Below are 10,361 nucleotides of genomic sequence, written 5' to 3'. Positions count from 1 at the left end.
TCAGGCTACCCGTGCGTTGCTGGAGTCCCGCGGTTGCGGCGCCATCGATCGTGGCGGCTTGCAGCAACCGGGAGGCCTTGGTTTGTGCCGCCGTTTCGGGACCGCCAGCGGGTCCCAGGATCCTTCGAACGTAGAAGGCCGTGCGCATCTCCATGAACATGTCGCTGCTGTACGAGGTCTCGTTATCGACACTGAGGCCAGGACGAATGCCGTGGTCGAGCGCCTTCTGCCACGCATTGATGCCATCGTCGATACCGTAATGGGCATCCGATCTTGGGGTCACACTCACGCGCACCCCTGCCTCGCGGATGATGTTCCATGTGGCTTCCGGCATGTTCGTGCAGTGGTTGAAGATGTTGTCGCTGCGCAGCAGCCCTTGCTGGTGCAGAGATGGGAGCTGGTTTGCCAATTCGATCCCAATGAACTCGGTCACGATGACAGCGCCCAGCTGTCGTGCAACGGCCCACTGGTTGACTTCGAACTTCGGAAACGCGTCCATCACGCCCAGCGTCAACAAGCCTGCAGGCTTGTTGGCGATGTACTTGGCATTCAGACGTGCCAGATTACCTGGCCAGTTCGCCGTATCCCAGGTTCCCGCGACCGGCGCTCCGGTCACGTGCACTGCCCGGATGCCTGCATCGAGCAGTGCGTCAACCGCCGCGTCGGAGTGCGCGGCCGTGCGGCTGTTGTGAGAATCGTCGACCACGGTGGTGATGCCGGCGTCGATGCAACCCAGCGCGGAAATCATGTTGCCGACATACATGTCGCGCGGGCGGTAGTACTTGGCAAATGAGAGGTGGGTGGCATTGCTGTAGTCCCCCAGCGATGCCGCATTGGGATTGATGCGGCGCAGCTGGCCTTCCCAGCAGTGGCGATGGGTGTCCACCATGCCCGGAACGGCGATCATGTCAGCGGCATCGATCACTTCGGCACCACGAGCATCCAGCTGCGGGCCGATGGCGACAATGGTGGCATCGGCAATCAGGATATCGCCCTTGGTCAAATTGCCGACCTTGGCATCCATGCTGATGATCGTGGCGCCTCGAATCAGAATCCTTCGATGGACTGGTGGCAGCGGCGCCACCACGTCAAGGTCGGAGGCTTCAGCGTCCTTGTAGCCCGCAAAGGCACCAGTCAGGCATGTTGCGGCAGCTAATCCAAGCGCAGAACGGCGCGTAATGGTAGAACTCATGCTGTCCTCATAATCGTATGGGGTTGGAGGGGAATGGGAATGTGCCTTAACTGGCCCCATGAAATTTATGACTTCGCCGTGCTGACGAATAGCACTAAGTGCGGAATTAAGATTTCCGCAAATCGGAAAGATGGATCGATTTACCGAGCGCCCGCCCTTCATTCAAGTCGCCAAGCGCGGGAATCTTGCAGTCGCGATGGCCCCAACCCGCAAGAATTTTGTGGCACGCCAATTGCTTTTGAATGCTGTCACTTAACGATGGAGTTGATATGAGATTTCGATGTGTGTTGGCCGCAAGCGTATGCAGCGCAATCCTGGTCGCACCGGCCGCGAACGCCCGTGACTACCTGAAATCGGAAGCCGGCCAGCCCCGTGGCTACTCCACGGCTGTTGCTACGGAAGGCGGAAAGACTGTTTGGATATCCGGCCAAGTCGGCATCAGGGATGAGCAAGGCAAGTCGATGGCTGGCGATTTCGAGGGACAAGCTCGTGTGATCTTCCGAGCCATCGAAGCTGCGGCTAAGCGCGCTGGCGGCAGCATGAAGGATGTTGTCAACATCACCGTCTACCTGACCGACCCTCGGCTGCTCGAGCCACTCATTCCCATACGCCATGAGTTCTGGCCAGAAGGCAACTTCCCCGCGAGCACCTCCATCACAGTGCACAGCCTGCCCTTCGTCGGCATGATGATCGAGGTATCTGCAGTCGCAGTCATCGGTGATAAATAGGCATGGCCTTGCAGGATGGCGACCAATGTGCGTTGCGAAGACATTGCTGCGCAATCCAGGCAAGCACCCGGGGCCATCACCGATGGAGCCGGCCGCGCAAGTCTGAACACGCTGCGAAGTGGATAGGCTGCCTCCATGGCCGAGGGGACAGAGCCCGATATGACAGAAGCAGACGAGATGAGCAGAAGACCCAGCCGTAACCGCTCAGCGGCATTCAAGGCCAAGGTGGCGATCGAGGCGCTGGCCGACGGCAAGACGATTGCCGAGGTGGCGCAAAAGCACGACGTGCATCCCAACCAGGTCACGGAGTGGCGCAGGCAACTGCTGGAACGCGCCGCGGGCGTGTTCAGCGGCGCAGCGGCGCCGGAGGCTCCGGCAGTGGACCTGAAGGCGCTACACGCCAAGATCGGACAGTTGACGCTGGAGAACGATTCTTTGGAGGGCGCCCTCACGAAAGCGGGATTGCTGAGCGCAAAGCGATGATTCGACCGTGATGGCGAATCGTCCATCAAGCGGCAGGCTGGCCCAGTTGCTGGGCATCAGCCGGGGCACGGCGTACTACCACCCCAAGCCGATTGTCGAGGCCGGGCTGGCGTTGATCCGCAGCATCGACGAATTGCACCTGGAGCACCCGTTCGCGCGTTCGCGGGCAGCCGGATGCTGCGCGATCTGCTGCGGCTGCAAGGCGTGGAGGTCGGGCGCCGGCATGTAGGCACGCTGATGCGGCGCATGGGCATCCAGGCGCTGTACCGCAAGCCCAACACGAGCAAGCGGCACCCGGCGCACCCGGTGTTCGCGCACCTGCTGCGCGGGCAGGCCAACGAGAGGGCCGACCAGGTCTGGGCGCTCGACATTACCTGCGTCCAGATGGCGCGCGCCTGGGTGTACCTGGTGGCGGTGTTGGATTGGCACAGCCGAGGAGATTGCGTCCAGATCTGCCTTGCTGTAGACCGATGGATCTGCGCCCTTGGGCAGGCAGCGGTTTCGAGTTGTTCAGATTTCCTTAGCTATGGACAGCGACGATCACCATGCAGAGCGCCCAGAAGACATGCAGTTCGCAGCCCCCCAGGCTCCAGTTCCATTTGCCGCCTGAAATCTTGTATGAGGCCGCTCCCGCAGCAAGCATGAACATTGCACCCAGCCACGAAGCGTATGGTTGCAGCACGTTGAACACGAGACCAATGGCTGCAATGATTTCGATGATCAGCGACAAGATGACGAAGAAGGCTACCGGACGCAACCCTGCGGACTCAAAGACCTTGTCGACGGCCTGGCGCGAAGTGAACTTCGCGACGCTGTGCGGGATAAACATCAATCCGCAGAGGATGGAGAGCAGCCGTATTGGATCACTTGCGATGCTTGGGTCCATGTTCATGTGTTTCAGTTGGATGTCCTAACCATTTGCGAGACGAGCGCTGCCGTAGCAGATGGACGGTGCGCGAGCGGCGTAACGAATGAGTTCGCGAACTCCCTGCTCGACAAGGCCATCGACACGCCCAACAGGGATTCCCACCGTTCTGAAAACGCCAATCAGCACGGCAACTCCGCCACGGACTCCGGCGAGCGACTCGCCGACGCAAGAGGCCATTTTGCCGATCATCGCTTAGCCAAGCCGCTGCTTCAGGTCCTGCATGGCGAGTAGCAAGTCAACGATGAACTTGCTGCCAGCCTCATCGGTGAACTGCCCCTGCGCGTCGAACTTGCCCGCGCAATGATTGATGAACACCTCAGGCTTGTTCAACGTGAACGCATCCATGAATACCATGACCTTCCGCAGGTCGTACTGCACGCGCGCTGTGCCGACTGGCCCTGGGCTTGCGCCCATGATGCCGACGACTTTGCCGGTGAACGGCGGCCCCGGGGGGCGCGACATCCAATCCAGAGTGTTCTTAAGCACTCCGGGGATGGAGAAGTTGTATTCCGGTGTGGCGATCAGCACTCCATCCGCTTGCCGCACTTTTTCCTTCAGCGCTGCAACTGCGGCGGGTTCCCCCTGAGCGCGCTGATCGTCGTTGTACATGGGAATATCACCGATGCCTGCGATCTCAATCATGATTCCTGCAGGCGCTAGCTTCTGAGCTGCTTTGAGTGCCAGCGTGTTGTAAGAACCGGCGCGGAGGCTGCCGGACAGGCCAAGAATATTCATCGAGTTTCCAATTGAACGTGAGCGAAGTCCGCGGGGCTAAGCCGCGTGTGTCGAAGTGAAGTAGTCCACCTGGTGCCGGGCAATACGCAGGTTGCCAAGCTCGCGCTTTACACGCATGTGCTCAGGATGGCTCGCGTAGGCCTCCAGTGCCGCTTGGGAGGCGAACTCGCTATACAGCACGACGTCGCACGCGTAGTCCGCGCCGCTCGTGTCGATGCCGATTTCCAGATGCAAGAGGCCGGGCACTCGCCCGCGAAGGCTGTGGAAGCTCTCCGCGAGCTGGCCAGCGTTCTGGCGACGCTGCTCTGGCGTCTCCCCCCTCAGCTTCCACATGACGATGTGTTTAATCACATTGTTCTCCATGGCGCTCAGTCCGAGGGCGGAAAGCCGGCCTTCTGAGGCCATAGATTCTGGAAGGCATGAACGCTGCTTGACGCGTAGACACCAGCGCGGGTAAACGGCTCGTTGGTGAGCCATGCTTGCGCATCCTCCCGGGAGGCGAAGTCGATCGATAGCAGGCTACCGATCATCGACGTTCCGTCGTCCGCGAGAAGGGGGCCGGCGAAGGCGATCCGGTCAGCTACTTGGGCCAAATAGGCTTTGTGAGCGGGTCGAAGTTGCAGGCGCAGCTCCGTCGCGCCGGGTTTATCGATCAGGAAGAACGTGTAGAGCATTTTTGAGTTTCACTTGCTTGCAAGCGCCGCCGAAAGGCAACTTCACAATTGGCGGTGACGCTCGCAATGTTGAAGAATGGCGCGGCGTTCGACCTTGCCGGCCCTTCGGTGCAAACAAGGGCGATCGGTCGCGGAGCGACGGCGCTGGCAATCAGCTTTGTTTGCGGCGAATTGTCCAGCCCCCTGTAGTCGAGGACATCCATCCTGGACCTTGAGAGGGCTTGCAGCATGTCGGCATCTCCATTCAACACCGACTGAAGCCTCACGGCTGCAGTCGGTGGGTCTTGGATCTTCTTCGTCAGTCCTTGAGGGTCGCGATCGCCTCGATTTCGACTCGCGCGCCCATGACCAGCGCGGCCGCCTGGAACGTCGTGCGCGCCGGTGGATCATTGGGGAAATACTCACTGAAGACCTTGTTCATCGGCAGCATCTCCGCGAGGTCGGCAACATAGATGACGACCTTGTGAACATCTTCGAGAGACGAGCCACCCGCCTCGAGAACAGCTTTCAGGTTCTCACAGACCTGGCGCGTTTCCGCCTCCATGCCGCCTGTCGCAAGTTGCCCCGTGGCGGGATCCATGCCGAGCATGCCGGACGTGTAGATCCAGTCGCCCACCTTGATGCCTTGTGACAGCGGTACCTTCACAGGCGGGACTTTGTTCGTGTGGATGACGCTTCTCTTCATGTGATCTCCGAAGGTTGGTAAGGTTTGCCCCGAGAGGCGGTTAAGGCACTTGCGCGCCAATCGAATTCGGCCTCACGCCCTCATAGGCGTGCTGTAGGAGCTCGCGGATTTCGGCGCGCTGGGCGCTGCCGATGGGGCGCGGGTTCCAGTACGGGTTTGCAACCGCGAGGGCAGCTGCCTTGTCGAGATCCTCGTAGCGCATGCCAATATCCTTTAATGCGACGGGGGCATCGCTTTGCAGCGCGAGGTCGAAAAGGCCAGCTGCCGCACTCACCCCACTTCTTCCAAGCGCATGCTCGATGCGACTGGCAGCTTGTGGGGCCGCAGTTGAGTTGAACGCTATCGCATGGGGCAGCACGACGGTATGGACCTCGGCGTGAGGCAAGTTGAATGCACCGCCAAGCGTGTGGCAAAGCTTGTGGTGCAACGCCATGCCGACCGTTCCCAGCACAGTGCCGCACAGCCAAGCTCCGTACAGCGCGTCACTCCTGGCCTCGGGCTCAGTAGCGTCTGCCCGGATCCGGGGCAGCGCCCGCGCGAGGGCACGAATCCCTTCCTCGGCCATCAAATCCATGACTGGGTTGCTGTCTCGCGCGTACAAACCCTCCGCGGCATGCGCGATGGCGTTCATCGCACTGGTTACGCTCATGCCAACTGGAAGCGTTAGGGTGAGTTCGGGGTCGTAGATCACCGTGCGAGGCAACACGCGCGGGTCTTTACCGGTCTTTTTGAGCCCGGATTCCGTGATGCCATAGATCGGCGTCATCTCGCTTCCCGCGTAGGTCGTCGGGATCGCAAGCACCGGGAGGGAGGATTCCAGGGCGATCGCCTTGCCGAGACCGGTCGTCGATCCGCCGCCGATCGCGATGGCGCAATCGGCCTTGCGCTGACGCGCGAACTCACGAGCTTCCCGTGCGGTTTCGATTGGCACATGCATTACCGCACGTGCGAACACCCCCACAGTGCGGTTGCCGATGCGATCGGCGATCGCGCGGGCCTGTTCAGCCTGCTCGGGCGTCGACAGCACAATGGCTCGCTCGGCGCCCAGCAGATCAATCTCCCGCTCAAGGTGCGACAGGCTTCCGGCACCGAAGACCACTCGCGGGGCATGGGCGGTATAGACGAAATCTTTCATGCCCATCAACCGGAGTGCCCACGAACCGGGTTGAGCACAAAGTCAAATTCCAGCAGGTAGCTGCCATTCGCCTGCTCCTTCCACTCACATACCAGCGACTCGCGCACGCCGAATACGGCGTCGGAATCGAGGTAGTCGCTCTTGTCGCGAAAGACATGCGTGACCAGCGTCTCATAACCGGGCGCCTTGATCATGAAATGAAGGTGCGCCGGGCGCCAGGGATGTCGTCCCGTGGCTTTCAGCAACCGGCCCACGGGGCCGTCGTGAGGGATTGCGTATGGAACGGCGAGGATGGATCGGAAGTAGAACGTCCCGTCGCCATCCGCCGTCAAGATACCCCTCGCCTGGGCCTGATCCAGGCCTTCGTGCTGTACGTCATACAGCCCGTCTTCATCGGATTGCCACACGTCGAGCACGGCGTGCGGAATGGGGTTACCGGCGATGTCGCGGACAGTTCCCTGCACCAGGCACGGCGTGCCGTTCGCTCCATTGGCGATATCCTCTCCGAGCTCATACTTGGGCGCACCTTGGACATGGAAGGGACCGAAGACAGTCGACTCCGTACAGCCTCGCGGCTTCTCGGTATTCATGGCCACAGTGAGCATAGACAACCCCAACACGTCGGAGAGCAGGATGAACTCCTGTCGCTTCGAGTCCGTGATGTGTCCGCACTGCGTGAGGAAGTCGATTCCCTGGAACCACTCTTCGTCGGTCAGCTTCACGTCACGTGCAAAGGCATGCAGATGCTGTACCAGGCTCGTCATGATGTATTGGAGACGAGGCGTCTCGGCATCTGTGAAGCTGGCGATCACCGCCTGTGTAATGTTGTCTTGATTGAGGTTTCGCATGGTTCGAAATAGCCCGTTGTCCGGCGGGTGACCCAACTTTAGATTTTCAATACTTATATGGAAAGCCAGTGAACTGGAAATGATATTTCCGAATTCTGGAAAAATGGAACGCTGCACCGTGCGCACCAGTGAGGCCGGGCACACTCAATCGCCAGCCGAGCGGCGCCGAAGCGCACGCGCAAAACCCCAGCCCGCGACTGGCAAGGCGACAGCCGCCGACAGCAGGACCGGGGTAAAGCCGAAGTGGTCCACGACATACCCGGTGGCGGTCACGCCCAGCGCCTGCCCGGTAAATAAAAAAGACGCAAACACCGCCACGGACGTCCCCCGTGCCGCGGGCAACATCTGGGTCGCATGGGTCTGCAAGGTGTTGTGGTACAGGAAGGTGCCGAAGCCCACCACCAAGGCGATGGGGCCGGCCAGCAAAGGCAGCACCGAAATCCACCAAGCCAAGAAGCCGCACCCCATCAGCCAGCCGCCTGCCAGCGCCATGCGCCATTCCCCGAAGCGGGCCACGATGTGACTGGCGGTGAAGGCGTATGCCAGGCCGCCGACTGCATTGAGAGCCGCCAGGGCAGAAGCCATGGACAGCGGCAGTTTGTGGTGTACGTGCAAATATGTGGGCAGATAGCTCAGCGGCCCCAGCAGGAAGAACCCCTCTGCCAGTACCGCCAGCAGGACGACACGGGCCCAGGGCAGTCCCAGCACGGCCAACAACTGCTGCGCCATCGGCACCCGAGACGCAGCCTCGGCGGGCGCGGCAATCGAGACATGTGCCCGGCGCGCGTGTACCGTCAGCAGGACCGCCACCACGGAATATCCCACGCTCAAGCTGACGAAGGCGGCGCGCCATCCGGCGGCTGATTCGGCAAACAATCCGCCGGCCAGCTGGCCTGCCATCATTCCCGAGATGGTGCCTGTGAGCAAACGCGCCAGCGTGGCCTGGCGCTGGTGATAGGGGACGGTGTCGCCGATCCAGGCCATCGCCAGCGGAATCACGCCAGCGGCGGCGATGCCCCATGCGACGCGGGTCCAGACCAGCATCTCGAAGTCGGGCGCGAGCGCCGACGCCAGCGATGCCACCGCACAGCCGGCGAGCGACAGACGCACCATACGTGCCTTGCCGTAGCGGTCGCCCATCGGCCCGAACAGCAGCTGCACCAGGCCGTAGGCGACGGCAAACCAGATGATGACCTGCCCGGCCGCGCCCGGCGTCACGCTGAAGTCCATGGCCAGGCGCGGCAGCATCGCGTCGCAGATGCGCAGGGCGGCCGCGCTAAAAAACGCGGCGCCAGCCAGAAGGGGGACCGTCATGGCGTCATTGGCGGTCGCTTGGGTCGTCCGCTCATAGCAGCCGGGCGGTTGGCCCAGCTTTCATCGTTGGGTGCCCGAGGTTGCCGGTGAAATTCATGAAGACAGAATGGCTTGGTGTTTCGATTGGTTGGGCGCAAAGATCGTGTAGTCGGCGCCGATCTTGGCACCGGCCCACCCCCGAACGCGTGCGCCCGTGTGAACGACGCCCAAGCCGTTGCGCGTGATCACCGCGATCCGACGGTAGCTTTCGTGCTCGTCGTCCTGGACCAAGGCCGCAAGCACGCTTTCGCTCGTTAGTCCCTGCTGCAGCAGACTCTGCGCCAGTGGCGCATTCGCCCTGCGTCCGTTGGCCTGTGACATGGCCACGCCGTACGCGTTGTGCGCTCCTTGCGCGAACGAGCCAAAGGCAATCGAATAAGTCGCGACGGCGATGCCGATCTGGTGAGTCCGAGGGCAGCGTCCGTAGGTCATGATGGGTTCCTGGCCTGCGCGGCCCGCTACTCCTGCGGCTCCAGCCCGACCGGGGCCGGGATCGGCACACCGTTCCTCTTGCGCACCCGCAGGAGGAACGCCACGAGCTGCCACACGACGAAGACCCCGATCAGGCCCAGCAAGGTGCCGCTGATCGGCCGGGAGACAAAGATGCCGAAACTGCCGCGGCTCAGCAGCATCGTGCGGCGGAAGTTCTCTTCCAGCATGGGCCCGAGGATGAAGCCGAGCATCAGCGGTGCGGCATCGAGTTCCAGCCGCATGAACATGTAGCCCAGGAAGCCGAAGGCCGCCGTGATGTAGATGTCCTCGAGGTTGTTGTTGACGCTGTAGGTGCCGATGCAGCAGAAGAACAGGATCGACGGGAACAGCACGGCGTACGGAATCTTGAACACCGACAGCCAGTAGCGCACCAGCGGCACGTTCAGCACCAGCAGGAAGACGTTGCCGATCCACATGCTGGCCACCAGGCCCCAGAACAGTTCAGGGTGGCTGGCGATCATGTTCGGGCCCGGCTGAATGCCCTTGATGATGAAGGCGGCCAGCATCAGCGCCATGACAGCGTTCTCGGGGATGCCGATGCTCATCAGCGGGATGAAGCTGGTGCGCGCAGCCGCTTCGTCGGCCGCGGCCTGGCCGGCCACGCCTTCGATGCAGCCGGTGCCGATCTCGTCCTTGTACTTGCTGACCTTCTTGTCGATGGCGTAGGCCGCGAACTGCGCGATGGTCGGCCCGCCGCCCGGCAGGATGCCGAGGAAGGAGCCGACCACGCTGCCACGCAGGGCGCTCGGGATGATCCGCTTGAACTCCGACCAGGTCGGGATCAGGTTGATCTTGCCGTTGAAGGGCGAACGCTCTTCCCCCGAGTCGAGGTTCTTGGTGATCTCGGCGATGCCGAAGCAGCCCAGCGCGATGCTGACGATGCCGACGCCGTCGACCAGGAAGGGCAGGTCCATCGTGAAGCGCTGCGCGCCGCTGTTGACGTCGGTGCCGACGGTTCCGAGCAGCACGCCGATCATGCACATGGCCAGCCCGTTGAGCAGGCTGCCGGTGGTGACGAAGCTCACGCACACGAAGCCGACCAGCATCATGGCGACGTAGTCGGCGGGCCCGAACAGGAAGGCCACCTCGCCCAGCATCGGCGCCAGGA

The 10,361-nt window shown here is 61.8% G+C and carries 13 protein-coding genes and 1 pseudogene; 2 read left to right on the top strand and 12 right to left on the bottom strand.

Features of this window, described 5'->3' with window-relative positions; all coding sequences use genetic code 11:
- Positions 1 to 1,192, bottom strand: a 1,192-nt coding sequence (locus AC1DF3_RS35970; RefSeq protein WP_478142672.1) for an amidohydrolase family protein, incomplete at its 3' end; no start/stop codon positions are given.
- A 242-nt stretch (positions 1,193 to 1,434) separates the two neighbouring features.
- Between AC1DF3_RS35970 and AC1DF3_RS35965 the strand changes: the two genes are divergently transcribed.
- Positions 1,435 to 1,920 carry a RidA family protein gene (locus AC1DF3_RS35965; protein ID WP_478142671.1) on the top strand — a complete coding sequence of 162 codons (486 nt, stop codon included), beginning with the start codon at positions 1,435 to 1,437 and terminating at the stop codon, positions 1,918 to 1,920.
- Positions 1,921 to 2,097: 177 nt separating this feature from the next.
- Positions 2,098 to 2,838: pseudogene (locus tag AC1DF3_RS35960) on the top strand (IS3 family transposase); the annotation flags it as partial.
- Positions 2,839 to 2,923: 85 nt separating this feature from the next.
- On the opposite strand, the gene AC1DF3_RS35955 reads toward AC1DF3_RS35960, so the two are convergent.
- From AC1DF3_RS35955 to AC1DF3_RS35905, 11 genes are all read right to left on the bottom strand, one after another.
- Entirely contained in the window at positions 2,924 to 3,295 is a 372-nt protein-coding gene (locus tag AC1DF3_RS35955; RefSeq protein WP_478142670.1) for a DoxX family protein, read from the bottom strand.
- A 228-nt stretch (positions 3,296 to 3,523) separates the two neighbouring features.
- Positions 3,524 to 4,066 carry an NADPH-dependent FMN reductase gene (locus tag AC1DF3_RS35950; RefSeq protein WP_478142669.1) on the bottom strand — a complete coding sequence of 181 codons (543 nt, stop codon included), beginning with the start codon at positions 4,064 to 4,066 and terminating at the stop codon, positions 3,524 to 3,526.
- A gap of 36 nt (positions 4,067 to 4,102) precedes the next feature.
- Complete coding sequence (locus tag AC1DF3_RS35945; protein WP_478142668.1) at positions 4,103 to 4,429, bottom strand: Dabb family protein; 327 nt, start codon at positions 4,427 to 4,429, stop codon at positions 4,103 to 4,105.
- A gap of 5 nt (positions 4,430 to 4,434) precedes the next feature.
- Complete coding sequence (locus AC1DF3_RS35940; RefSeq protein ID WP_478142667.1) at positions 4,435 to 4,740, bottom strand: YciI family protein; 306 nt, start codon at positions 4,738 to 4,740, stop codon at positions 4,435 to 4,437.
- Positions 4,719 to 4,970 carry a hypothetical protein gene (locus tag AC1DF3_RS35935; RefSeq protein WP_478142666.1) on the bottom strand — a complete coding sequence of 84 codons (252 nt, stop codon included), beginning with the start codon at positions 4,968 to 4,970 and terminating at the stop codon, positions 4,719 to 4,721. The genes AC1DF3_RS35940 and AC1DF3_RS35935 overlap by 22 nt, the downstream gene beginning before the upstream one ends.
- A 68-nt stretch (positions 4,971 to 5,038) precedes the next feature.
- Entirely contained in the window at positions 5,039 to 5,425 is a 387-nt protein-coding gene (locus tag AC1DF3_RS35930) for a RidA family protein (protein WP_478142665.1), read from the bottom strand.
- A gap of 40 nt (positions 5,426 to 5,465) precedes the next feature.
- A complete protein-coding gene (locus AC1DF3_RS35925) occupies positions 5,466 to 6,566 on the bottom strand; it encodes a maleylacetate reductase (protein ID WP_478142664.1) in 1,101 nt (366 codons plus the stop codon).
- Positions 6,566 to 7,408 carry an intradiol ring-cleavage dioxygenase gene (locus AC1DF3_RS35920; protein ID WP_478142673.1) on the bottom strand — a complete coding sequence of 281 codons (843 nt, stop codon included), beginning with the start codon at positions 7,406 to 7,408 and terminating at the stop codon, positions 6,566 to 6,568. The genes AC1DF3_RS35925 and AC1DF3_RS35920 overlap by 1 nt, the downstream gene beginning before the upstream one ends.
- Before the next feature lie 144 nt (positions 7,409 to 7,552).
- Complete coding sequence (locus tag AC1DF3_RS35915) at positions 7,553 to 8,722, bottom strand: MFS transporter (RefSeq protein WP_478142663.1); 1,170 nt, start codon at positions 8,720 to 8,722, stop codon at positions 7,553 to 7,555.
- A gap of 93 nt (positions 8,723 to 8,815) precedes the next feature.
- Complete coding sequence (locus AC1DF3_RS35910; protein WP_478142662.1) at positions 8,816 to 9,193, bottom strand: DUF1028 domain-containing protein; 378 nt, start codon at positions 9,191 to 9,193, stop codon at positions 8,816 to 8,818.
- Positions 9,194 to 9,219: 26 nt separating this feature from the next.
- Positions 9,220 to 10,361: tripartite tricarboxylate transporter permease (locus AC1DF3_RS35905; protein ID WP_478142661.1), on the bottom strand; the 1,142-nt coding region annotated here is incomplete at its 5' end.

It is taken from the genome of Variovorax sp. 10N432 (assembly GCF_056394465.1).
Note: the sequence above shows the minus strand (reverse complement) of the source record. Positions and strands in the feature narration are given on the sequence as shown.

What these genes read in the sequence shown, in the direction of transcription:
- AC1DF3_RS35965 (WP_478142671.1), top strand. Translation starts at nt 1,435, where the DNA reads ATGCTGTCACTTAACGATGGAGTTGATATGAGATTTCGATGTGTGTTG.
- AC1DF3_RS35955 (WP_478142670.1), bottom strand. Translation starts at nt 3,295, where the DNA reads ATGAACATGGACCCAAGCATCGCAAGTGATCCAATACGGCTGCTCTCC.
- AC1DF3_RS35950 (WP_478142669.1), bottom strand. Translation starts at nt 4,066, where the DNA reads ATGAATATTCTTGGCCTGTCCGGCAGCCTCCGCGCCGGTTCTTACAAC.
- AC1DF3_RS35945 (WP_478142668.1), bottom strand. Translation starts at nt 4,429, where the DNA reads ATGGAGAACAATGTGATTAAACACATCGTCATGTGGAAGCTGAGGGGG.
- AC1DF3_RS35940 (WP_478142667.1), bottom strand. Translation starts at nt 4,740, where the DNA reads ATGCTCTACACGTTCTTCCTGATCGATAAACCCGGCGCGACGGAGCTG.
- AC1DF3_RS35935 (WP_478142666.1), bottom strand. Translation starts at nt 4,970, where the DNA reads ATGCTGCAAGCCCTCTCAAGGTCCAGGATGGATGTCCTCGACTACAGG.
- AC1DF3_RS35930 (WP_478142665.1), bottom strand. Translation starts at nt 5,425, where the DNA reads ATGAAGAGAAGCGTCATCCACACGAACAAAGTCCCGCCTGTGAAGGTA.
- AC1DF3_RS35925 (WP_478142664.1), bottom strand. Translation starts at nt 6,566, where the DNA reads ATGGGCATGAAAGATTTCGTCTATACCGCCCATGCCCCGCGAGTGGTC.
- AC1DF3_RS35920 (WP_478142673.1), bottom strand. Translation starts at nt 7,408, where the DNA reads ATGCGAAACCTCAATCAAGACAACATTACACAGGCGGTGATCGCCAGC.
- AC1DF3_RS35915 (WP_478142663.1), bottom strand. Translation starts at nt 8,722, where the DNA reads ATGACGGTCCCCCTTCTGGCTGGCGCCGCGTTTTTTAGCGCGGCCGCC.
- AC1DF3_RS35910 (WP_478142662.1), bottom strand. Translation starts at nt 9,193, where the DNA reads ATGACCTACGGACGCTGCCCTCGGACTCACCAGATCGGCATCGCCGTC.